23 protein-coding genes are annotated in these 22,135 nt (G+C 66.2%); 10 read left to right on the top strand and 13 right to left on the bottom strand.

Annotated features, from left to right (window positions below; genetic code table 11):
* Positions 1 to 4: 4 nt before the first annotated feature.
* Positions 5 to 826, bottom strand: coding sequence for a MetQ/NlpA family ABC transporter substrate-binding protein (locus tag ASD87_RS04380; protein WP_156403391.1), 822 nt, complete (start codon positions 824 to 826; stop codon positions 5 to 7).
* 163 nt (positions 827 to 989) lie between these two features.
* Here ASD87_RS04380 and rocD point away from each other — a divergent pair, with 163 nt between their 5' ends.
* Both rocD and rocF read left to right on the top strand, forming a co-directional pair.
* Positions 990 to 2,225 carry an ornithine--oxo-acid transaminase gene (gene rocD / locus ASD87_RS04375; RefSeq protein WP_200952111.1) on the top strand — a complete coding sequence of 412 codons (1,236 nt, stop codon included), beginning with the start codon at positions 990 to 992 and terminating at the stop codon, positions 2,223 to 2,225.
* Between the two features lie 51 nt (positions 2,226 to 2,276).
* Positions 2,277 to 3,215 (top strand): arginase, encoded by a 939-nt coding sequence (rocF, locus tag ASD87_RS04370; protein WP_056317621.1) that lies wholly within the window; start codon positions 2,277 to 2,279, stop codon positions 3,213 to 3,215.
* A 28-nt stretch (positions 3,216 to 3,243) separates the two neighbouring features.
* Here the strand turns inward: rocF and ASD87_RS04365 are convergent, their stop codons facing one another.
* Complete coding sequence (locus tag ASD87_RS04365) at positions 3,244 to 3,984, bottom strand: IclR family transcriptional regulator (RefSeq protein WP_056317620.1); 741 nt, start codon at positions 3,982 to 3,984, stop codon at positions 3,244 to 3,246.
* 222 nt (positions 3,985 to 4,206) lie between these two features.
* On the opposite strand from ASD87_RS04365, the gene ASD87_RS04360 reads away from it, so the two are divergent.
* Together ASD87_RS04360 and ASD87_RS04355 are read left to right on the top strand one after the other, a co-directional pair.
* A complete protein-coding gene (locus ASD87_RS04360) occupies positions 4,207 to 5,415 on the top strand; it encodes an ABC transporter substrate-binding protein (protein ID WP_056317617.1) in 1,209 nt (402 codons plus the stop codon).
* Positions 5,416 to 5,428: 13 nt separating this feature from the next.
* Positions 5,429 to 6,490, top strand: coding sequence for an alcohol dehydrogenase (locus ASD87_RS04355; protein ID WP_056317615.1), 1,062 nt, complete (start codon positions 5,429 to 5,431; stop codon positions 6,488 to 6,490).
* Positions 6,491 to 6,549: 59 nt separating this feature from the next.
* Here ASD87_RS04355 and ASD87_RS04350 read toward each other — a convergent pair whose 3' ends face one another.
* Positions 6,550 to 7,062, bottom strand: a complete 513-nt coding sequence (locus ASD87_RS04350) for an RES family NAD+ phosphorylase (RefSeq protein WP_056317613.1) — start codon at positions 7,060 to 7,062, stop codon at positions 6,550 to 6,552.
* Entirely contained in the window at positions 7,059 to 7,529 is a 471-nt protein-coding gene (locus ASD87_RS04345) for an antitoxin Xre/MbcA/ParS toxin-binding domain-containing protein (RefSeq protein ID WP_056318733.1), read from the bottom strand. The genes ASD87_RS04350 and ASD87_RS04345 overlap by 4 nt, the downstream gene beginning before the upstream one ends.
* A gap of 266 nt (positions 7,530 to 7,795) precedes the next feature.
* Between ASD87_RS04345 and ASD87_RS04340 the strand changes: the two genes are divergently transcribed.
* Both ASD87_RS04340 and ASD87_RS04335 read left to right on the top strand, forming a co-directional pair.
* Positions 7,796 to 8,173 (top strand): DUF423 domain-containing protein, encoded by a 378-nt coding sequence (locus ASD87_RS04340; protein ID WP_056317611.1) that lies wholly within the window; start codon positions 7,796 to 7,798, stop codon positions 8,171 to 8,173.
* Between the two features lie 60 nt (positions 8,174 to 8,233).
* Positions 8,234 to 9,142 (top strand): DMT family transporter, encoded by a 909-nt coding sequence (locus ASD87_RS04335; RefSeq protein ID WP_056317608.1) that lies wholly within the window; start codon positions 8,234 to 8,236, stop codon positions 9,140 to 9,142.
* A 21-nt stretch (positions 9,143 to 9,163) separates the two neighbouring features.
* Here the strand turns inward: ASD87_RS04335 and ASD87_RS04330 are convergent, their stop codons facing one another.
* Positions 9,164 to 9,802: a glutathione S-transferase family protein gene (locus tag ASD87_RS04330; RefSeq protein WP_056318730.1), complete on the bottom strand. Its 639-nt coding sequence runs from the start codon at positions 9,800 to 9,802 to the stop codon at positions 9,164 to 9,166.
* Between the two features lie 5 nt (positions 9,803 to 9,807).
* Positions 9,808 to 10,971 carry a PQQ-dependent sugar dehydrogenase gene (locus ASD87_RS04325; RefSeq protein ID WP_056317605.1) on the bottom strand — a complete coding sequence of 388 codons (1,164 nt, stop codon included), beginning with the start codon at positions 10,969 to 10,971 and terminating at the stop codon, positions 9,808 to 9,810.
* A gap of 151 nt (positions 10,972 to 11,122) precedes the next feature.
* Here ASD87_RS04325 and ASD87_RS04320 point away from each other — a divergent pair, with 151 nt between their 5' ends.
* Positions 11,123 to 11,734 (top strand): glutathione binding-like protein, encoded by a 612-nt coding sequence (locus ASD87_RS04320; protein WP_056317602.1) that lies wholly within the window; start codon positions 11,123 to 11,125, stop codon positions 11,732 to 11,734.
* 22 nt (positions 11,735 to 11,756) lie between these two features.
* On the opposite strand, the gene ASD87_RS04315 is transcribed toward ASD87_RS04320, so the two are convergent.
* Positions 11,757 to 12,713: a LysR family transcriptional regulator gene (locus ASD87_RS04315; protein ID WP_056317600.1), complete on the bottom strand. Its 957-nt coding sequence runs from the start codon at positions 12,711 to 12,713 to the stop codon at positions 11,757 to 11,759.
* A 118-nt stretch (positions 12,714 to 12,831) separates the two neighbouring features.
* Here ASD87_RS04315 and ASD87_RS04310 point away from each other — a divergent pair, with 118 nt between their 5' ends.
* From ASD87_RS04310 to ASD87_RS04300, 3 genes are read left to right on the top strand one after another with little or no spacing between them, the layout of a single operon-like run.
* Complete coding sequence (locus ASD87_RS04310; protein ID WP_056317597.1) at positions 12,832 to 13,809, top strand: tripartite tricarboxylate transporter substrate binding protein; 978 nt, start codon at positions 12,832 to 12,834, stop codon at positions 13,807 to 13,809.
* Between the two features lie 9 nt (positions 13,810 to 13,818).
* Entirely contained in the window at positions 13,819 to 15,270 is a 1,452-nt protein-coding gene (locus tag ASD87_RS04305) for an amidohydrolase family protein (protein ID WP_056317595.1), read from the top strand.
* Between the two features lie 16 nt (positions 15,271 to 15,286).
* A complete protein-coding gene (locus ASD87_RS04300) occupies positions 15,287 to 16,030 on the top strand; it encodes an aspartate/glutamate racemase family protein (RefSeq protein ID WP_056317591.1) in 744 nt (247 codons plus the stop codon).
* 57 nt (positions 16,031 to 16,087) lie between these two features.
* Here ASD87_RS04300 and ASD87_RS04295 read toward each other — a convergent pair whose 3' ends face one another.
* The 6 genes from ASD87_RS04295 to ASD87_RS04270 form a co-directional block, all read right to left on the bottom strand.
* A complete protein-coding gene (locus ASD87_RS04295; RefSeq protein ID WP_056317588.1) occupies positions 16,088 to 16,789 on the bottom strand; it encodes an ABC transporter ATP-binding protein in 702 nt (233 codons plus the stop codon).
* Positions 16,789 to 17,556, bottom strand: coding sequence for a high-affinity branched-chain amino acid ABC transporter ATP-binding protein LivG (livG, locus tag ASD87_RS04290; protein WP_056317584.1), 768 nt, complete (start codon positions 17,554 to 17,556; stop codon positions 16,789 to 16,791). The genes ASD87_RS04295 and livG overlap by 1 nt, the downstream gene beginning before the upstream one ends.
* Positions 17,553 to 18,788: a high-affinity branched-chain amino acid ABC transporter permease LivM gene (locus ASD87_RS04285; protein WP_056317580.1), complete on the bottom strand. Its 1,236-nt coding sequence runs from the start codon at positions 18,786 to 18,788 to the stop codon at positions 17,553 to 17,555. Before ASD87_RS04285 ends, livG begins: the two co-directional genes overlap by 4 nt.
* Positions 18,788 to 19,714: a high-affinity branched-chain amino acid ABC transporter permease LivH gene (gene livH, locus ASD87_RS04280; RefSeq protein ID WP_056317577.1), complete on the bottom strand. Its 927-nt coding sequence runs from the start codon at positions 19,712 to 19,714 to the stop codon at positions 18,788 to 18,790. The genes ASD87_RS04285 and livH overlap by 1 nt, the downstream gene beginning before the upstream one ends.
* A 191-nt stretch (positions 19,715 to 19,905) precedes the next feature.
* Positions 19,906 to 21,021 carry a high-affinity branched-chain amino acid ABC transporter substrate-binding protein gene (locus ASD87_RS04275; RefSeq protein ID WP_056317574.1) on the bottom strand — a complete coding sequence of 372 codons (1,116 nt, stop codon included), beginning with the start codon at positions 21,019 to 21,021 and terminating at the stop codon, positions 19,906 to 19,908.
* A gap of 453 nt (positions 21,022 to 21,474) precedes the next feature.
* Positions 21,475 to 22,029, bottom strand: coding sequence for a queuosine precursor transporter (locus ASD87_RS04270; RefSeq protein WP_056317572.1), 555 nt, complete (start codon positions 22,027 to 22,029; stop codon positions 21,475 to 21,477).
* Positions 22,030 to 22,135: the final 106 nt, after the last annotated feature.

Raw genomic sequence — 22,135 nt, 5'->3', positions numbered from 1 at the left:
CCCCTTACCAGGGGAAGGAAATGAGGTCGCCGTAAAGACGCTTGAGCGTGGCCTTCACTTCGGGCGAGTTCTGATAAATGGCAATGAACTTCAAAAGGCGCGGATCCTGCGCTTTTTCGGGCTTGGCCACCCAGCGGATGGCGTAGCGCCGGATGCTGTCCGGGTCGGTATTGTCAAAGGCCAGGCCGTCCTTTTCGTTCAGGCCCGCCTGCTTGGCGAAGGTCGTGTAGGTGACCGACGCGGTCACATCGTCGAACGTGCGGGCCGACTGCGAACCTTCGATCTGCACGAACTTGAGCTTCTTCGGATTGGCCACCACGTCCTCCAGGCTGGCCTGATGCGCCACACCCGGCTTGAGCGTGATGAGCCCCATCGACTGCAGCAGCAGCAAGGCGCGGCCGGTGTTGACCGGGTCGTTGGGCACTGCGATCGTGGCGCCCTCGGGCACCGGATCGCCCTTTTTCAGCTTCTTCGAAAAGAGCCCGATGGTCGTGGAATAGCCGTACGCAATGGGTTGCAGGTTGGCGCCGCGCCGCTGGTTGAAGAGTTCAAGAAACGGCGCATGCTGAAAGAAGTTGGCGTCCACCGAACCATCGGCCACCGCGATGTTGGGCAGCACCCAGTCGTTGAACTCCACCAGCTTGACGTCCAGACCCTGCTGCTTTGCCTGCGCAATGGCCAATTCGGTGGCTTCGTTGGCCACGCTGGCGATGACGCCGATGCGCAGAGGCTGTTCCTGCGCGGCTGCGGGCGCAATCACAGCAAATCCCAGCGCCGCCACCGCGGCCCCCCGCGTCAATTTCTTAAGCAATTGGTGCACAAGCATGTCAGCCATCCACAGATTCGGAACGCCGGACGACGGTCCGGCACAGGCGCTATTGTGCAGCACCTGGCGCCCCAGGCCCCGGAAAGGCCTTTGTCACGCAATGGCAATGCCAAGCCGCCCTGGCGGCGCTAAGATGGCCTGAGTACGCCCTTGGGAGACGTTCATGAGTGCCGTGATGACCCCCCAGCCCAGCGCGCAGTCAGCGGCCAGCCGCCGCGACCGCATCGAAGACCAGTTGGGCGCGCACAACTACCATCCGCTGGATGTCGTGCTGGCGCGCGGCAGCGGCGTCTGGGTCCATGACGTCGACGGCCGCCGATATATGGACTGCCTGGCCGCGTACTCCGCCGTCAACCAGGGCCACTGCCACCCGCGCATCCTGGCCGCCATGACCGAGCAGGCGCAAAAGCTCACGCTGACCTCGCGCGCGTTCCGCCATGACCAGATGGCGAGCTTTTACGAAGACCTGGCGCGCCTGACGGGCGCCCACAAGATCCTGCCGATGAACAGCGGCGCCGAGGCCGTCGAAACCGCCATCAAGGCGGTGCGCAAGTGGGGCTACGAGGTGCGAGGCGTGCCCGAGGGCCAGGCCGAGATCATCGTGTGCGCCAACAATTTCCATGGGCGCACGCTGGGCATCGTGGGGTTTTCAACCGATCCCGACGCCTACGGCCATTACGGTCCGTTCGCGCCCGGGTTCAAGGTCGTGCCGTTCGGCGATTTTGAGGCCTTTGACGCCGCCATCAGCGACCGCACCGTCGCTTTCCTGGTCGAGCCGATCCAGGGCGAAGCCGGCGTCGTCCTGCCGCCACCGGGTTATTTCAGCCGCGTGCGCCAGCGCTGCACGGAGCGCGGCATCACGTTGATCCTGGACGAGATCCAGACCGGTCTGGGGCGCACGGGCAAATTGCTGGCCGAGGAACACGAAGGCATCGAGGCCGACGTCACCCTCATCGGCAAGGCGCTGTCGGGCGGCTTCTATCCCGTATCCGCCGTGCTGTCCAACGCGGAGGTGCTTGGCGTGTTCCAGCCCGGGCAGCACGGCAGCACCTTCGGCGGCAATCCGCTGGCGTGCGCCATCGCGCGCGCCGCGTTGCGGGTGCTGACCGAGGAAGGCATGATCGAGAACGCGGCCGTGGTTGGCGCCCACTTCCTGGAGCGCCTGCGCGCCCTGCCCGGTCCGGTGCGCGAGGTCCGCGGACGCGGCCTGATGCTGGCCGTCGAACTGGAGCCGGACGCGGGCGGCGCCCGACTGTGGTGCGAACGCTTGCAGGCGCGGGGCTTGCTGGTCAAGGACACCCACGGCCATACCCTGCGCCTGTCGCCGCCGCTCATCGTCACGCGCGACGAGGTGGACTGGGCGTGCGATCAACTGGCGGCGGTGCTGTCGGCCGCCTGACGTTCACGCCCGCGCACGGCAAGTCTTGAACCGCAACACGGAGCACGCGAATTGACGAACACCCCCACCCTGCCCACCGACGTCACCCTGATCGGCGCGCCGACCGACATCGGCGCCGGCGCCCGCGGCGCCTCGATGGGCCCGGAAGCGCTGCGCGTCGCGGACCTGGGCCCGGTCATCGAAGCGCTGGGTTTTCAGGTCCGCGACCGCGGCAACCTGTACGGACCCGCCAACCCCTGGCTGCCTCCCGTGGACGGATACCGGCATCTGGAGGAAGTGACGGCGTGGAACCGCGCCGTGCACGATGCGGTCCACGAGGAACTGGCGCTTGGCCGCCTGCCGGTGCTGCTGGGTGGCGACCACAGCCTGGGAATCGGTTCGGTCAGCGCCGTCGCGCGCCATTGCCGCGCCGCGGGCAAAAAACTGCGCGTGCTGTGGCTGGACGCCCACGCCGACTTCAACACCCATGCCCTCACGCCCACCGGCAACCTGCATGGCATGCCCGTGGCCTGCCTGTGCGGCAACGGGCCGGCGCCGCTGATCGGCATGTCCGGTGAATGCCCGGACATCGAGCCGTCCTGCGTGCGCCAGATCGGCATCCGCAGCGTCGACCCGGGCGAAAAACGCCTGCTGCACGAGGCTGGCCTCGAGGTCTTCGACATGCGCTACCTGGACGAGATGGGCATGCGCGCCACCATGCAGGCTGCGTTGGCCGGCCTGGACGCCGATACGCATCTGCACGTGAGCTTCGACGTGGACTTTCTGGACCCCGAGATCGCGCCGGGCGTGGGCACCACGGTCATGGGCGGCCCCACCTATCGCGAAGCGCAGCTTTGCATGGAGATGATTGCCGACACCGGTCTCATGCGTTCGCTGGACGTGGTGGAACTGAATCCCGCGCTCGACGTGCGCAACCGGACGGCCGAGCTGGCGGTGGACCTCATCGAAAGCCTGTTCGGCAAATCCACGCTGGTGCGCCGGGGGCCCTGAAGGGCCGCGAGCGCGCTGGACCGGCGCGCTACCCCTCGCGGTCGCGGCGGATGGCCTCTGCCGCCTCGCGCAGGTGCAGCAGGTTTTCCTCGCGCTGCGCCCACACGCGCGGCGTGGGGCCCGCCACGCATAGCGCATACCATTCGCCCCCAAGATCCAGCGCCACCGCCAGACCGGTCAGGTCGACGACGCTCTCACCCACGTTCGACGCCCAGCCTTGCTCGGCCGCGCGCTCCACATCGGCCAGCAGGGTTTCGCGCGTGGTCAGCGTGTGGTCCGTGTAGCGGGTGTATTGCGCCGCGGCCAGCACCTGCGCGCGCTCGGCGGCGGGCAAGCGCGCCAGAATGGCCTTGGCGACCGAGCTGGTGTGCAGCGGCCGCCGCTCGCCCGCACGCGCGGCATAGTGCACCGGCTGGGTGGATTCCACGACGTCCAGGAACACGACGGCGCCATCCTGGATCTTGCCCAGCATCACGGTCTCGTTCGCGGCGTCGCGCAGCGCGGCAAGACGCGGACGCACCAGGTCGAGCCACGGATCGCCCGTGAGGATCTGCGCGGCCAGGCCGTGCAGCTTGGCCGTCGGGTAATACCCGGCGCGGCGCCGGACCTCGTACAGATAGCCTCGGGCCACCAGCGTGCGCACAAGGGCCAGACAGCTGGACATCGGCGCGCCCAGGCCCTGCGCCAGTTCGGTGAGCGGCATGGGACGCCGGGTCTGCGCAAACAACTCCAGCAGCTCCAGTGTGCGGGCAACCAGCTTGACTTCCACGGCGTCTCCCTCCTTCGCGGCAACGGATTCTGTCCACGCGGACTAGGGTGTTCCACCGTGTTGACTTTTCATGGACAGGTACCTAAATTCTTGCACAGGAATTTACATTCACCAATATGAAATAAATTTCAGCCGGCTGGAGCACCGGCGCCGCCTTCCCGAGTTACCGCGTCATCCGACAGATCAATAAAACGGCCCATTCCAGGGTTGGGAGACAGACAGATGCGTATCAAACCCGTGTTGGCGGCCTTGGCCGCCACTTTGGCCGCCTGCGCGGCGCAGGCCCAGTCCGACGTCGTGCGGCTTGGCGTATCCAACGATCGTTCCGGCATCTATTCCGACCTGGGCGGGCTCGGGTCCGAGACGGCCGTACGCATGGCCGTGGAAGACTTCGGCGGCAAGGTCGCCGGCAAGACCGTCGAGGTGGTCGGCGCGGACAACCAGAACAAGGCCGACGTGGCCTCCGCCCTGGTGCGACGCTGGTTCGACACCCAGAACCTGGTCGCGGTGGTTGACGGCGGCGCCAGCTCGGCCGGACTCGCGGCCCAGGGCGTCGCCCGGGAAAAAGGCGGCACCGCGCTCATCAGCGGCGGCTTTGCCGGCGATTTCAGCGGCAAGCAATGCAGCAACCTCAGCACGCAATGGGCGCCGGACACCTACGCGCTGGCCAACGCCGTGGTCAAGAGCGTGGTCGAGGACGGCGGCAAGAGCTGGTATTTCATCACCACCGACTACGTGTTCGGCAAATCGCTGGAAAGCAATGCATCGCGCTTTGTCGAGCGCGCCGGCGGCAAGGTCGTGGGCAGCACGCGACACCCGCTGGGCGCCATGGACTTTGCCTCGTTCCTGGTCCAGGCCCAGTCGTCCAAGGCCGACGTCGTGGGCCTGGCCAGCGCCGGCGGCGACCTGGTCAACCTCATCAAGCAGGCGCAGGAGTTCGGGCTGGCGGGCGGCAAGCAACGCATGCTGACGTTCCTGACGTTCATCAACGACGTCCACGCGATGGGCCTGCCGGTCGCGCAGGGCCTCACCTTTCCCACCGGCTTCTACTGGGACGCGGACGAGGACACTCGCGCGTGGACGCAGCGCTGGCAGAAGAAGATGGGCGTCACCCGCGCGCCGTCCATCGTCCAAGCCCTGAGCTACGTGGCCACCACCCACTACCTGCAGGCCGCGCAGGCTGCGGGCAGCTTCGACGGCGCGGCGGTCAACCAGAAGATGCGGGAATTGCCCATCACGACCAAATTGATAAAGAATGCCCGGGTGCGCCCCGAAGACGGCCGCGTCATCATGGACCTGTATCTGGTCGAGGTGAAAAAGCCCGCCGAGTCCAAATACCCGAACGACTACTACCGCATCCTGTCCACGGTGCCCGGCGAAAAGGTCTTCGTGTCACTCGCCGACAGCGAATGCCCCCTGGTCAAGAAATAGAAAGGAGACAACCATGAAGTGCTATTGCGTCGTCAATTTCCGCGAGCCCTTGCAGGAAATGGATCAGCCCACGCCCACCCCGCAGGGGACGCAGGTGCTGCTAAAGGTGCGCGCGGCCGGCGTATGCCACAGCGATATCCACCTGTGGGAAGGCGGCTACGACCTCGGCCAGGGACGCACCCTGTCGCTCAAGGACCGCGGCGTGTCGCTGCCGCTGACGATGGGCCACGAAACGGTCGGCGCCGTCGTGGCGGCCGGGCCCGACGCGCAAGGGCTTGCCACCGACCGCAACTACCTCGTCTATCCGTGGATCGGTTGCGGCAAGTGCGCCTCGTGCGCGGCCGGCATGGAAAACCACTGCACCGCGCCGGCCTGCCTGGGTGTGCATCGCGCCGGCGGATACGCCGACCACATCGTGGTGCCGCATCCCCGCTACCTCATCGACATCGGCGGCCTCGATCCCGCGCAGATCGCGCCGTACGCCTGCTCGGGCCTGACAACGTATTCCGCATTGAAAAAGATCGGCGCAGACGTCTACCGCGAACATCCCGTGGTGATTTTCGGCGCGGGCGGACTGGGCCTGATGAGCCTGACCCTCATCAAGGCACTGGGCGGCGCGGGCGCCATCGTCGTCGACATCGACCCGGCCAAGCGGCAGGCGGCGCTGGACGCGGGCGCGCTGGCGGCCATTGACGGCGCCGCGCCAGACGCCGCGCAGCAGATCATGAAGGCCGCGGGCGGCAAGCCGGTGCAGGCCGCGATCGACCTGGTCGGCGCACCCGCCACCACCTCGCTCGCGTTCGACTTCCTGACCAAGGGCGGCAAGCTCATCATCGTGGGCCTGTTCGGCGGCGGCTCGACGTGGCCGATCGCGCTGATTCCGATGAAGGCGCTGTCGATCATCGGCAGCTACGTGGGCAACCTGACCGAACTGAAGGAACTGATGGAACTGGTGCGGGCGGGCAAGGTGCCGCCCATGCCAGTCCACCGCCATGCGCTGGCCGAGGCGGACAGCGTGCTGACCTCGCTGCGCGAAGGCAAGGTCGTGGGACGCGCCGTGCTGACGGTCGATTGACACATCCGCGGTCATTCCCATGCGGCGCGCCCGGCATCGGGCGCGTCGTCTGTTGAAAGCTATGCGGGCCGCAGGCGCGGATCGTAGATGAAGCGTTCGCGCCGCACCACCACGATGTGCTCGGCATCCGGATGCGCCGGGTTGACGAGAAAATTGCAGTCCGGCACGCCGCGATACGGGACGATGGCGCTGGGCAGTTCCAGCAGCGCCGACACGCCCGACGCCACCCAGTTATCGCCCACGGCCTGCGAGGCCTCCGCGAAAGGCACCGCATCCCAGAACGGATAGTCGTCCTGAAGCTGCGCCAGCGACAGCGACTGGCGCGCTTCGAAGACGGCAGCGGGCACGGCCAGTTCGATCAGGTAGCGGTTCGCCTGCTGGGACGCGCGCGCGGCAAAGTGCACCACCGTTTCCAGCACCGACAGCGCGACGCTGGCCGAGGCATACACGACGGGCGTGCCCGGGCTGTTGTAGCGTCCGCCCACGGCGGCAGCGCCCGCCCCGCTCAGGTCGTCCGCCCGGTATTTGCCCGCCGTGGTGCCGATGCGCCAGAGCGAAACGTAGTCCGTCATGCGTAGACGCCCGCTGCGGCACGGGCAAGCGTGTCTTCGACGATGCGGCTGCTGGCGTCCGAGGTCAGAAGCGACAGCGGCTTGACGTTGCCCAGCGCGGGCACGGGCGTATTCAGCCACAGCACCGCTTCCTCGTCGCTGCCCAGCACCTGGCGCGCAACGCGCACCACGCGGGCGACGCGGGCAAGCCGGTCGGATTCGCCCAGCGGGAGCGCCTGGCCTTCACGCGTCCACCGCGACAGCGACGCCGCCTTGACCTCCGTGATGGCCATGATCTCGGACTTGGGGACCTGCAGATAATCGGCCGCATCGTCGACCATCTGCGCAGGCAGGCCGCGATGCACGTCGCGCGCGATGTCGGTCAGGGGGCTGTCGACCAGGCCGCGGAACAGCTGGCGGGCGCGCGGCGGACGCTTGGCGGTGGCGCCGCGCTTGGTCGGCGATTTATCGGCAAGGGCGATGGTCATGGTCTGCTCCGGGCGCCGCGCATGGGCGGCAAACCGGGGGACCGGCCACGCCATGAGCGGCTGAATTACCAAATTGAATTTATAATATCCCATTTGGAAATGCCCGCGCAAGGCGCTGCCGGGGCCGCCGCCACGAGACAAACCCGGCATCGGCGTGCCAGGCGGCGGCGCTTCCGTTGGACGCGGCGCGCCGCCCGTCACTCCCCCTGTTTCGGCCTATCATAGGCGGCAAATTTCCCCCCTCGCATTTCTCTCAAGGACAGGCAATGACGGACCGGCAGCTCACGATACTCGCGGCGCTCAATCTCATGGTGGCGGTGGGCGCCGGTGCCTTCGGCGCGCATGGCCTCAAACGCATCCTGACGCCAGAAATGCTGGCTGTCTGGCAGACCGGGGTGATGTACCACCTGGTCCACGCCCTCGGTCTTTTCGTCATCGCGCTGCTCGGCGCGCGTTTCGGCTCGCCCCTGCTGTCGGCGGCAGGCGTCGTGATGTTTGTCGGCATCGTGCTGTTTTCGGGCAGCCTGTATGTGCTGACGCTGACCGGCAAAGGCTGGCTGGGCGCCGTCACGCCGTTTGGCGGAACGGCATTCCTGGCCGCGTGGGCCATGGTCGCCTGGGCTGCCTACCGCGCGCACCCCTGAACCGATACTTCCCCGTGATTCGTTCCCGGCGGCAGGAACCGCCGCTCTTGCAGATCTCTGATGTCAACAACCGCCGCATTACCCGCCGTCCGTGAACACTCCGCCGCCGCAGGCATCGCCTGTGTGGCGGGCGGCATCTTCTTTCTGACCCTCAGCGATGCCAGCGCCAAATGGCTGGGCGCAACGTACAACCCGCTGCAGATCCTCTTCATGCGCGCGCTGATCGCGCTGCCTTTCGTGACCGCCCTGGCGTTGTGGCTGGGCGGCCGCCGCGTGCTGCGCACGATGCATCCCGGACTGCACCTGACGCGCGGCGCCATCAACGTTATCTCGGCCAGTTGCTTCTACCTGGGATTGCAGGCGCTGCCGCTGGCCGAGACCACCGCCATCGCGTTCGCCGCGCCGTTGTTCGTCACGGCGCTTTCCGTGCTGATCCTGAAGGAACGCGTGGACGGCAAGCGCTGGCTGGCCGTGCTGGCGGGTTTTGCGGGCGTGCTGATCGTGGTGCGTCCCGGCACGCAGGCCTTTCAGGCGGCCACATTGCTGCCGCTGACCACCGCCCTGCTCTACGCGGTCATGATGATCACGGCGCGCGGCATCAACCGCGCCGAAGGCATGCTGACCATCACCTTCTACATCGTGCTGGGCCAACTGGTGTGGAGCTCGCTGGGGCTGGCGTGGGTTTGGCGCGCGCCGGCCGCCGAAGACCTGCCGTACTTCGGCGCGGTGGCCTTGTTCAGCACACTGGGACTGACGCTGATCACGCAGGGATTCCGTATCGGACCGGCGTCCGTCGTCGCCCCCTTTGACTACACGGGTCTCGTCTGGGCCACGATCCTGGGATGGGTCTTCTGGCGTGAGGCGCCCGACGCCTACGCGTACCTGGGCGCCGTCTTCATTGCAGGCAGCGGCGTGTACATCGCCGTTCGCGAGGCGCGGGGCAAGTCGCGCCGCCGCGCCGCGCGCTGACGGCTGCCCTGCCCGCCAGCACTATTCGGTGGGCGGCGGAAAGTGCCGCTGCAACACCTTTGCGACGTTCGGCTCTTGTTCGGCCTCGCGCGCCACCGCCGTCAGCGCCGGGCACATGGCGCCGAACCACGACGGTCCCGGACGCCAGTGCGTCATGACCGTCACGTACAAGTCCAATGCCGAAAAGCGCCGCCCCAGCATGTGCGGCGCGCCGGCCTGGCGTTCAAGCTCCTGCCACAGCTCGGCGCGGCGCGTGTGCACGCGCTCACGCAGCAGGTCGGCCCCCGCGCCCGGCGTCGTCCATTGCGCGGGCTCATCGCCGTAGGTGAAGGTGGGATACACCGCCGCCACCAGCCGCATCAGCAGGTTAAGAAATCGCGCCCGCTCCGGCTTGTCCGGCGCGGGCGCCAGCCCGGCCTGCGGCGCCACATCGTTCAGGTGCAGGATCATCGCCGCGCTTTCGGTCATCACCTCGCCGTCGGGCAGGATGAGCGTGGGCACCTGCCCCAGCGGATTCAGATGCAAAAGCCGGTCCCGCTCGGGGCCCGGCTTCAGATATGGCACATCCGTCAGCGTGTGCGGCACATTGGCCAGCACCAGCGCCATCTCGACAATGGCCGAGCCGCAACCCGCGGACCCAATGAGCTCGTAGGATTTCATGGCCGTCACCCTCCCGTTTCGGCCGGCGCCACCCGCAGCAATTCGCCAGGCGAGGCGTCCGTCAGCACATAAACATAACCGTCCGGCCCCTGCCGCACGTCCCGGATCCGCCGCTTGCGGTCGACCAGCAGCCGTTCCTTCTCGACCACGCGATTGCCGTCGACAGTCAGGCGGATGAGGTTCTGATTGCCCAGCGCGCCGATGAAGAGCGAATTGCGCCAGGCCGGAAACCGGTCCGCGTCATAGAACGCCATGCCGCTGATGGCGGGCGATTTCGGCCACCAATGGATCGGCGGCTCCATGCCCGGCAGGGTTTCGCCCTTGGCTTCCGGAATGGCGAAGCCCGAATAGTTGATGCCGTAGGTGGCCAGCGGCCAGCCGTAATTCTTGCCCGGCTTCACGACATTGATCTCGTCGCCGCCACGCGGCCCGTGTTCGTTTTCCCAGAGTTCGCCGGTCCAGGGATTGAGCGCCATGCCCTGCGGGTTGCGATGGCCGTACGACCAGATCTCGGGGCGCGCGCCCGGCTTACTCACAAAGGGGTTGTCCGCAGGCACGGAGCCATCCGTCTTGAGCCGCACGACCTTGCCTTGCAGCTTGTCCAGGTCTTGAGCCGTCGGGCGCTGATTGTTCTCGCCCAGCGCGATATACAGGTAGCCCTTGCCGTCGAACACCAGGCGCGATCCGAAGTGCTGGCCGGACGACAGCTTGGGCTCCTGGCGGAACAGCACCTTGAATCCCTCAAGGCCGCTGGCGTCATCGGCCAGCCGTCCACGCCCCACGGCCGTGCCGCTCTTGTCGCCATCCGATTCCGCATACGCCAGGTACACGTAGCGGTCAGTCGCAAAGTCAGGCGACAGCGCCACGTCCAGCAGTCCCCCTTGACCGCGCGCGGCAACCTGCGGCACGCCAGAGAGCGGCTTGGACAGCCCGCCGGGCGTGCGCAGCAGCCGCAGGTTCCCGGGCCGTTCGGTGATCAGGATGCCGCCATCGGGCAGGAACGCCATGGACCAGGGGTGATCCAGGCCGCCGACGACGGGTGTCACGCGGGCGGGCGCCGACGGCGGTTCCTGCGAGGCTTGTGCAACGGCGGGCGCGGCCGCAAAGGCCACGGCCAAGGATAGGATCAGGGGAATTGCGCGCGTGCTCGCGGCGGTGCGTGACTGCATGGACATCTCCGGCGGCGACAGATTGAAAAGCAGGCGCGCAAGGCATGACAGCGATACGCGGGGGCCGCTCGCAATTGGCACACCCGGTTGGCGTACCATAGCGCCCACGGACGGGAGCTCTCCCGTTCTTGCTCTCAGGAGACTCGACCAGATGAAACTGTACTACATGCCCGGCGCGTGCTCGCTCGCTTCCCACATCGTCCTCGAGTGGATCGGCAAGCCGTACGAGACGCACAAACTCAGCCGTGAAGCGCTGAAGGAGCCGGAGTTTCTGCGGATCAATCCGCTGGGCGCCGTGCCCGCGCTGACCGATGGTGACTGGACCCTCACGCAGAATGTCGCCATCCTGGAGTACCTGGCCGAACTGGCCCCGGAAATCCCCCTGCTGGGCGACGGCACCGCGCGTTCGCGCGCCGAAGTGCGCCGCTGGGTCGGCTTCATCAATTCCGACGTCCACAAGACCTTCTCGCTGCTGTTCGGCGCGCAGCGCTACCTGAAGGACGAAGGCGCGCAAAAGGAATTGGCGGGCTCCGCGTCGGCGCTTCTGACCAAGCTGTTCGGGCAGCTGGATGCGCAATTGGCGGGCAAGTCCTATCTGGCCGGCGCCGCGCCGTCTGTGGCAGACGCGTATCTGTTTGTCGTGCTGCGCTGGGCCCACGCGAAGGAAATCGACCTGTCCGGCCTGAACCATCTGCAGGCGTTCTTCGACCGCATGCAGGCCGACGCGGGCGTGCAGGCCGCGCTGAAGGCCGAAGGCCTGTAACGGCTGCCGCTGCCCGGCTCGCCTACGCAGGCGCCGCGCCGGGCAGCGTCTCGCTTTCCAGGATCTTTTTCACGGCGGCCAGGAAGCGCCGCGCCAGCAAGGGCGGCGCGCTCAGGTTGGAATGCGTCGCCCAGATTTCCACGCTGGCCTCGGGCTCGATCGGGCGAAGCGCCATGTGGGCGGCCTGGTCCGGCGTGACGCACCATGCGTCGACCAGCGCCGGTCCCAGCCCCTGCTGCACGAACGAACAGGCCGTCACGGGCGAATGCACCTCGACCGCTGCCGCGCAGCGCGGGCCCTCTCCAAAGAATGGCTGCAGCGCGCGTCCTAGCGGCGTGTCGCGCGGATAGCCGATCCACGCCGCCGACGAAAAGTCTTCCGGCTGCACCACCTCATGACTGGCCAGCGGATGCCCGGGCGGCAGCACGCAGACCACCGGCACGCGCGCCAGCCGCACGGACGTCAGGTTGGGATGATCCGGCGGCTGCATGGAAATGCCGATGTCGGCCTGACCCGACAGGAAATACGCCGCCAGTTCGTCGAAAGTCACGCTGCGGTAATCCACGCGCGCGCCTGCATTGCGGCCGCGAAACCGCTCCAGCGCCATCGGGATCAGACGCTGCCCGAAACTGGCGCTGGCCACGATCTTCAGCATCCCCGCGCCCGACTGGCCGAGGCTGGCGGCCAGGTCGTTCACCCGCTGAATGCCGCCATACACCTGCTCGACCTCGGCATACAGGCGCCGGGCTTCGGCGGTGGGCGACAGCCGGCTCTTGACCCGCTCGAACAGCCGGTAGCCCAGGCGGCTTTCCGTCAGCGCCAGCACCCGGCTCACCGCCGGCTGCGACACATGCAGCATGCGCCCCGCCCCGCTGATCGACCCGGCCATCATGATCGCCCGGAACACCTCGATCTGACGTAGGTTCAGTGGCCTTCCGGCGCTGGGGCCGACTTCGTCGGCATACGCATCCGCATCCATTTTTTCCCCTTTTCCGATAACGGGGGATTATAGGTTTGAGACATTTTTCGATGACGCAGTGCCGCATGCCCAGGTGTAATCTGCCCGCTCCACAAAACAAAACCAGGGGAAATCCATCATGCGCAGCACGCTCCTTCGCAGTCTTTCCATGGCGGCCCTCAGCGTCGCCTTCATCGGCGCCGCCTCGGCCGCCGGCTATCCCGACAAGCCCATCACCTTCGTGGTCCCGTCCGCCGCCGGCGGATCGCCCGACGTGCTGTCGCGCCTGATCACGACCCAGATGGCCCGCGACACCGGCGCCACGATGGTCGTCGAGAACCGCCCCGGCGCGGCCGGCAACATCGGCATCGCGCTCATCAAGCGCGCCGCCCCGGACGGCTATACCGTCGGCTACGGCAACATCAATACCCTGGCGGTCAACCGCTCGCTCTTCAAGCGCCTGCCGTACGACGTGGACAAGGACCTGACGCCGGTCGCGCACATGTTCGACCTCTACAACGCGCTGATCGTGCCGGCCGAATCGCCCATCAAGAGCGTGCAGGACCTGATCGACCGCGCCCGCAACGAGCCGGGCCGCCTGTCGTACGGCGCCTCGGGCGTGGGCACCACCGGCCACATGGGCGGCGAGCTGTTCAAGAGCATGGCCAAGCTGGACGTGATGTTCATCCCCTATAACGGCGGCCCCGCCGCCATCCAGGATCTGCTTGGCGGCCGCCTGGACTACCTGTTCGTCAACACCTCGGAAGCCGCACCGCTCGTCAAGAGCGGCAAGGTCCGCGCCATCGGCGTCAGCAGCCTGAAGCGCCTGTCGCTGATGCCCGACGTGCCGACGCTGGACGAATCCGGCCTGAAGGGTTACGAAACGGTCGCCTGGGGTGGCGTCGTGGCCCCCAAGGGCACGCCCGATGACGTGGTCGCCACGCTGAACGCCGCCATCCAAAAGGCGCTGCAGGCGCCGGAAGTGCGCCAGGGCCTGGCCACGCTGGGCGCCGAACCGGCGTCCGGCTCCCCCGCCGAGTTCAAGCAGCTGATCGATCGCGAAACCGCCAAGTGGCAGCAGATCATCGACAACGCCGGCATCGAAAAACTCGACTGAGCATTCTTCATGACGGCAGACACCTTGCAGGCTGACTTCATCGTCGCGGGCGCCACGCTCATCGACGGATCGGGCGGGCCCGCCACCGCCGGCGACCTGGCCGTGCGCGGCGGGCGCATCGAGGCGGTGGGCAGCTTTGCCCATCCCGCCGGCGTGCCGGTCATCGATGGCCGGGGCCTGGTCCTGGCGCCGGGCTTCATCGACTCGCACACCCACGACGACGGGTATCTGCTGGCCCATCCCGACATGCTGCCCAAGGTGTCGCAAGGCATCACCACGGTCGTCACCGGCAACTGCGGGATCAGCCTGGCGCCCCTGGCGCGCAAGCAGATCCCGCAGCCGCTGGACCTGCTGGGCCCGCCGTCGCTCTTTCGCTTTGGCACATTCCGGTCCTGGATGGACGCGCTGAGCGACACGCCCGCCGCCGTCAACGTGATTCCGCTGGTGGGGCACACCACCTTGCGCGTCGCCGTCATGGACGACACATCGCGCGCGGCCAATGGCGCGGAACGCGCCGCCATGCGCGAACTCATGCAGGAGGCGCTGGACGCCGGCGCCTTCGGTGTGTCCACCGGCACCTTCTATCCGCCGGCCAGCGCCGCGCCCACGGACGAGATCGTCGACGTGTGCCAGCCGCTGCGCGGCCGCGCCGGCATCTATGCCACCCACCTGCGCGACGAGGCCGATCACATCGTGCCGGCCATCGAAGAGGCGCTGCACATCGGTCGCGAAATCGATTGCCGCGTCGTGTTTTCGCACCACAAGCTGGCCGGCGAACGCAACCACGGGCGCACCCGCGAAACGCTGGACCTCATCAGCCGCGCCGCGGCCTCGCAGCCCGTCTGCCTGGACTGCCACCCCTACCCCGCCACCTCCACCATGCTGCGGCTCGATCGCGCGCGGCTTGCCAGCCGGACGATGATCACCTGGTCCAAGGGGTACCCCGAGGCGACGGGCCGCGACTTCAGCGAAGTGATGGCCGAACTGGGCCTGGACGACGAGGGCACCGTGGCCCGCCTGGCCCCGGCCGGCGCCATCTACTTCCTGATGGATCCCGCCGACGTCAACCGCATCTTTGCCCATCCGCTGACCATGGTCGGCTCGGACGGGCTGCCCTTCGATCCCCATCCGCACCCCCGCCAATGGGGTACCTTCACCAACGTCCTGCGCACGATGGTGCGCGAGCAGAACCTGTTGTCCCTGGAATCGGCCATCCACAAGATGACGGGGTTGGCTGCCCACCAATACGGCGTGGCCGGGCGCGGCCTGCTGCGAGAGGGGTATCATGCTGACCTGGTGCTGTTCGATCCCGCCACCGTTACCGACGTGGCCACTTTTTCAGCGCCCATTCAGGCAAGCCGGGGCATCCACGCCGTGTGGGTCAACGGCAAGCAGGTCTGGGACGGGGAACGGACCGGCGCCGAACGCCCGGGCCAGGTGCTGTCGCCCGGTCAAGCATGAGCACGGAGTACATAAAGTGAAGACGTTTTCCCAGGGCTGCTACCTGGGTGTATTGGGCGGAATGGGGCCCATGGCCGGCGCGGCCTTTGCCCTCCGCCTGGCGGCGCTGACGCCCGCCACGGTTGACCAGCAACACATTCCCACCCTGCTGCGCAACGATCCGCGCATTCCCGACCGATCCAGCGCCTACATGGCCGGCGGCGAAAATCCGCTGCCCCACATGGTCGACGGCGTGCGCTTCCTGGAACAGGCCGGCGCCCGGCTCATCGCCATCCCGTGCAACACCGCCCACCTGTGGTTCGACGAGATCGCCGCGTCCACCAGCGTGCCGGTGCTGCACATCATCGAGGCGGTCATCGAAGACCTGCGCCGTCTGGGCCTGCCCCGCGGCCGCATCGGCCTGATGGGCACCGCCGCCACGCTAAAGCTTGGCCTGTACCAGCGGCACCTCGAAGCCCAGGGGTACGAGTGCATCGTGCCTGACGACGACGAAGTCGAACGCTTCTGCATGGGCTCGATCCGCGCGGTCAAGGGCAACCAGCTCGAAGACGCCTTCGCCCCCGCCGCCGAATGCATCGCCCGCCTGAAGGCGCGCGGCGCCGACGCCGTCGTCCTGGGCTGCACGGAACTGCCCCTGGCCGTGCCGCACGCCCTGCGCCCCAGCCTGGGCGTGACCCTCACCGACTCCATCGACGCCCTGGCCCGCGCCGCCATCGCGCACTACCAGGCCGACCAGCCCGCCGAACGGATCGCGGCGTAAGGGCAGCAAAAAAAAGGCGCATCTTTCGATGCGCCCACTTCCTTCGCGGGGAAGAGGTCAACCGCCCAGGTAAGCCTTGCGGACCTGATCGTTGACCAGCAGATTGGCGCCGGTGTCCTGCAGGACCACGCGGCCGTTTTCCAGCACGTAGCCGCGGTCCGCCACGCCCAGCGCCTTGTTCGCGTTCTGCTCGACCAGGAACACGGTCACGCCCTGCTCCCGGATCTCGCGGATGATGTCGAAGATCTGGGCGATCACCAGCGGGGCCAGGCCCAGCGTCGGTTCGTCCAGCAACAGCAGGCGCGGCCGGGTCATCAGCGCGCGGCCGATGGCCAGCATCTGCTGCTCGCCGCCCGACATCAGGCCGGCGCGCTGGCTGGCGCGCTCTTTCAAGCGAGGGAACAAGCCGTAGACGTGGTCGATGCCCGCCTCGATCTCGTCGCGCTTGGAAAAGAAGCCGCCCATCATCAGGTTCTCGGCGACGGTCAGGTCCTTGAACACGCGACGGCCTTCAGGCGAAATGGCGATGCCACTGCGCATGATGTGGTGCGTGTCCTTGTTCGTGATGTCTTCGCCTTCGAACGTGATCTTGCCTTCGCGCGCACGCGGATTGCCGCACACCGTCATCAGCAGCGTCGTCTTGCCCGCGCCGTTGGCGCCGATCAGCGTGACGATCTCGCCCTTGTTCACGTCGACCGACACGCCGTTCAATGCCTGAATGGCGCCGTAGAAGGTGTGTATGTTTTCCAGCTTGAGCATCATTCCTCCCCCAGATACGCCTTGATGACGCGCTCGTCGTTGCGCACCTGATCCGGGGTGCCGGTCGTGATGGGCTTGCCGTGTTCCATGACCAGAATCCGGTCCGAAATGCCCATGATGAGGCTCATGTCGTGCTCGATCAGCAGCACTGCAACGCCAAATTCGCGCCGCAGCTGGTCGATCAGCGATTGCAGGTCGCGCTTTTCCTGCGGATTCAGACCCGCCGCGGGTTCGTCCAGCATCAAAAGGCGCGGCTTGGTGATCATGCAACGCGCGATCTCCAGGCGCCGCTGGTGGCCGTAGGCCAGATTGCCGGCTTCGCGGTTGGCGAATTCCCGCAAGCCCATGAAGTCCAGCCACTGCGCCGCGCGCGCCAGCGCCTCGGATTCGGACTGGCGATAGCCCTTGGTCTTGAGCAGCCCCGGCAACAGGCGCGATTCGACCTGCGTGTGCTGCGCAACCAGCAGGTTCTCCAGCACCGTAAGCTGCTTGAACAGGCGCACGTTCTGGAACGTGCGCACCAGGCCGTGGCGCGCCACCTTGTGGCTGGCAAGACCCGTGATGGGCTTGCCGTCCATGATGATCTCGCCGGCGGTGGGTGCGTAGAACCCGCCCACGCAGTTGAAGACGGTGGTCTTGCCGGCGCCGTTCGGGCCGATGATGGCAAAGACCTCGTCGGTCATGACCTCGAAACCCACGCTATCGACGGCCAGGAGGCCGCCGAACCGCATGGTCAGGCCGGATACTTTCAGCAATGCCTCGCTCATTTAGCCAGCTCCACGTGGGGACGCTTCATGGGCAACAACCCCTGCGGACGCCACATCATCATCAACACCATCACCAGACCGAACATCAGCATCCGGTATTCGGCGAACTCGCGCGCCAGTTCGGGCAGCACGGTCAGCAGGATGGCAGCGAGGATCACGCCTACCTGAGAACCCATGCCCCCCAGCACCACGATCGCCAGGATCAGCGCGGATTCGATGAACGTGAAGGACTCCGGATTCACCATGCCCTGGCGCGCCGCGAAGAACGCGCCGCCAAAGCCGGCAAACATGGCGCCCAGCGTGAACGCGGACAGCTTGATGCGCGTGGGGTTCAGGCCCAGCGAACGGCAGGCGATCTCGTCCTCGCGCAGCGCCTCCCAGGCGCGGCCGACCGGCATGCGGATCAGGCGCGTGGACACGAACAGCGTCACCAGCGCCAGCAGCAGCGCCATCATGTACAGATAGATCACCATGTCCTGGTTCTGGAACGTCAGCCCGAAGAAGTCGTGGAATGTCGTCCCACCCTCGGTGCTGGGGCGGCGCGTCATTTCCAGGCCAAAGAACGTGGGCTTCGGGATACCGGAAATCCCGTCCGGACCGCCGGTCATCTTGTTCAGGTTGATCAGCAGCAGGCGGATGATTTCACCGAAACCCAGCGTAACGATGGCCAGGTAGTCGCCGCGCAGCCGCAATACTGGAAAGCCCAGCACAAAGCCGAACAGCGCGGACATGGCGCCCGCAAACGGCAGCGCTTCCCAGAAGCTCCAGCCGCCCCAGTGGTAGAGCAGCGCGTAGGTGTAGGCGCCCACCGCGTAAAAGCCCACGAAGCCCAGGTCCAGCAGCCCCGCAAAGCCCACCACGATGTTCAGGCCCAGGCCCAGCATCACGTAGATCAGCACCAGCGTGGCGATGTCCACGGAACTGCGCCCCGCGAAGAACGGCCAGATCACCGCGATGGCCAGCAGCAAGAACATCAGCGGCTTGTGGTTCCTGGCCGGGGCCGAGGACAGCGTCGGCAGGCTGGTCTTGAGCTTTTTGAACGGAATGGCCAGCCAGGGCCGCAGCAGCTGGAAGACGAACACCACGGCGGCGGCCAGCGCCACCAGCGACCAGTTCGACTCCATCGACGTGCGCGCACCCTGGCGGATGAGCTGCAGGCCAAAGACCGGGGTGACGATGACCGCCGTCAGCACGGCCGCCATCGTGGCGTTTTTGAGATTGTTGGTCGACATCAGACTTTTTCCACCTCAGGTTTGCCCAGCAGCCCGGTGGGACGGAACAGCAGAATCAGGACCAGCAGCGAGAACGCCACGATGTCCTTGTACTGCGACGAGATGTACGCGGCCGCGAAGGTCTCGGCCAGGCCCAGCAGCACACCGCCCAGCATCGCGCCAGGAATGCTGCCGATACCGCCCAGCACCGCCGCCGTGAACGCCTTGATGCCCGCCAGAAAGCCGATGAAGGGATTGAGCTTGCCGATGGTGATGGCGATCAGCACGCCGCCCACCGCCGCCAGGATCGCGCCCATCACGAACGTGAACGAGATCACGCGGTTGGTGTCGATGCCCAGCAGATTGGCCATGTGCATGTCCTGCGAGCAGGCGCGCGAGGCGCGGCCCATGCGGGAATACTTGATGAACAGCGTCAGCCCGATCATCAGCACCACGGTGACCACGATGATCATGATGCGCGAATACGGCACCGTGACGTCGAAGTCCGATCCCATGTGGAACTGCACGGCGCCGGACACCAGCGAAGGCACGGCCATGTCGCGCGCACCCTGACCGAGGGCCACCCAGTTCTGCAGGAAGATCGACATCCCGATGGCGGAGATCAGCGCCACCAGCCGGGGGCTGCCGCGCACCGGACGATACGCCACGCGCTCGACCGAAAAGCCGTAGATGCCGGTGACCGTGATGGCCACGAGCAGCATGGCCGCGATGATGAAGGGGGTTGGCAATCCGCTATTGGTGCCGATGGCCGTCAAGGTGACCAGGCCCACATAGGCGCCGATCATATAGATTTCGCCGTGGGCGAAGTTGATCATACCGATGATGCCGTAGACCATTGTGTAGCCGATGGCGATCAACGCATAGATCGCTCCCAGGGACAATCCGTTGAAGAATTGCTGGGTCAGTTGGGGTATGAGATCAGACATGATTCTATTGCTCCAAATGGTTCCGGCCCCGGTAGAGAGACCCGGAGCCGGAAACCTGGGCGTATTTTATAAGGGCCTGTCGTCGCCGCCTTGCCGGCCGCACAGCGCTTTTGGCGCATCGCTACGCGGATTTCGGCAAGACGGAGACGGCAGGCCCTACACGCCGGCAACACGCCGGCGGGATCGCGAGTTTACAGCTGGGTCTTCTTTCCGTCCTTGTCCCATTTATAGACAGCGAACTCGAAGTCCTTCAGATCGCCCTTGGCATCGTATTCGACCTTGCCGATGCCGGTATTGAAGGTGGTCTTGTGCATGTAGTCGGCAACCTTGGCGGGATCTTCGCCAACGGCGTTGATGCTGTCGGCCAGGATCTGGACCGCGGCGTAGGCCGGCATCTGGAAGGCGCCGTCCGGATCGCGCTTGGCGTCCTTGAAGGCCTTGACGATGCTTTCGTTGCCCGGCAGCTTGGTGAAGTCGGCGGGCAGCGTCACGAGCAGGCCTTCGATGGCCGGGCCGGCGATTGCCACCAGGTCCTGGTTGGCCGTGCCTTCCGGACCCATGAACTGGACCTTCAGGCCCTGTTCGCGCGACTGGCGCAGCAACAGGCCGAGCTCGGGGTGGTAGCCGCCGAAATACACCAGATCGACGCCAGCCGACTTGAGCTTGGTGATGATGGCCGAGTAGTCGCTGTCGCCGACGTTGATGCCTTCGAACATCGCAACGTTGACGTTCTGCTTGGCCAGCGCGTCCTTGACCTGGGTGGCCACGCCCGAACCGTAGGTCTGCTTGTCGTGCAGCACGGCGACCTTCTGGGGCTTGAGCGTCTTGGCGATGTAGTTGGCGGCGTAAGGACCTTGCTGGTCGTCGCGGCCGATCGTGCGGAAGAAGAAATGCGGCTTGATGGTGTCGGTGACCAGGGGCGACGTGGCGCCCGGGGTGATGCCGACGATGCCCTCTTCCTCGTAGACCTTCACGGCGGCAACCGTGACGCCCGAGCATGCATGGGCCACAGCGAACTTGGCGCCGGAGTTGACCACGCGGTTGGCGGCAGGCACGGCCTGCTTGGGTTCGCAGCCGTCGTCGATCAGGATGGGTTCGAGCTTCTTGCCCTTGACTCCGCCCTTGGCATTGATGGTTTCGATGGCGGTCAGCGCGCCGGCCTGGATCTGGTCGCCGTATTGCGTGTTGGGACCGGTCATGGGCTGGGGAATGCCGATCTTGATCGTGTCGGCGGCGTGCGCGGCGCCAGCCAAGGCAAGTGCCCCAAGCGCCATGGCTACCGGGGTAAGGCGATTCAGAAACTTCATGCGGAGTTCTCCAGCGAGGTTTTGAGCGGCTCTGTCCAACACGGTTTATCGGGAGAGTACCCCTTTGTCCGCATTGCCCGTCGCCGGCTTCTTGGGCAAAAACACGGTGTGGCCGGTATTCTGAAAGCAAGCCGTCATACTGTCACTGCGTGTAATCCCCAATATTTCACGCGCGGCATTTAATCGTGACGCATAGGCCGCGTAAAGGCGTGAAATCAATGGAGAAATCGCAATTCCGGCCGCAAAGTTGGCTGGCGTTTCGCTGGGATTTATGCTTGCCGGTTTATATGAAAAATCATTAATACGGCGTTTAATCGCATATTTAAATACAGTCCTTACGCAGGACTTACTACAACCGCATCAATTAATACTCGCGGCCATTAATAAAAAGCCGCGCGTCCTGCGCTGCAGGCAGCGAGGCACGCGCGGCTTCAAGAGCAAAAACAGGGGGAATCAGGCGTTCGCGGGCCTTGCCAGATTCCACATCAATGCCCGGAACGGCGCCAGCATGCTGATATTGACGACCAGCTTGATGGCCAGGTCGCCCAGCATCCACGTCACCCAGGGCGCGCCGGTGGCAGCGAACGCCACGCTGAAGAATACCGCCGTATCCAGGATGGCGCCCAGCACGCCCGACGCCAGCGGCGCGCGCCACCAACGCTGGTCGCGCAGGCGGTCGAACACCTGAATGTCGACGAGCTGCGCACATATATAGGCCAATCCCGACGCCAGCGCGATGCGGGGCGACGCCACCCACACCGACACCGCGAGCGCGGCGGCAAAGCCGAACCACACCACACGCCGGGCCGCGGCCGGGCCAAAGCGGCGGTTCAGGACGTCGGTGACCAGGAACGCCACCGGGTAGGACAGCCCGCCCCACGTGAGCCAATCGTTAAGCGGCACCTGCACCAGGATATTGGAGCCGACCACCACGGCCAGCATGCACAGCACCGAGATGCCGAACTGCAGGCGGGTCATGGCGGGAAAACGCACGGCGGCCGTTGTCATCGCACGCACCCCGGCGCCCACCGCGGCTGACGGCGAGCGCCCGCCGAACGGCCGTTCACGTCCCCTTCTTGCCCACATTGACGTGTCCTGGCCACAACACCTGGCA

The organism is Achromobacter sp. Root170 (genome assembly GCF_001428165.1).
Taxonomy (GTDB): domain Bacteria; phylum Pseudomonadota; class Gammaproteobacteria; order Burkholderiales; family Burkholderiaceae_B; genus Achromobacter; species Achromobacter mucicolens.
This window is presented reverse-complemented; position numbering and strand designations above follow the sequence as displayed.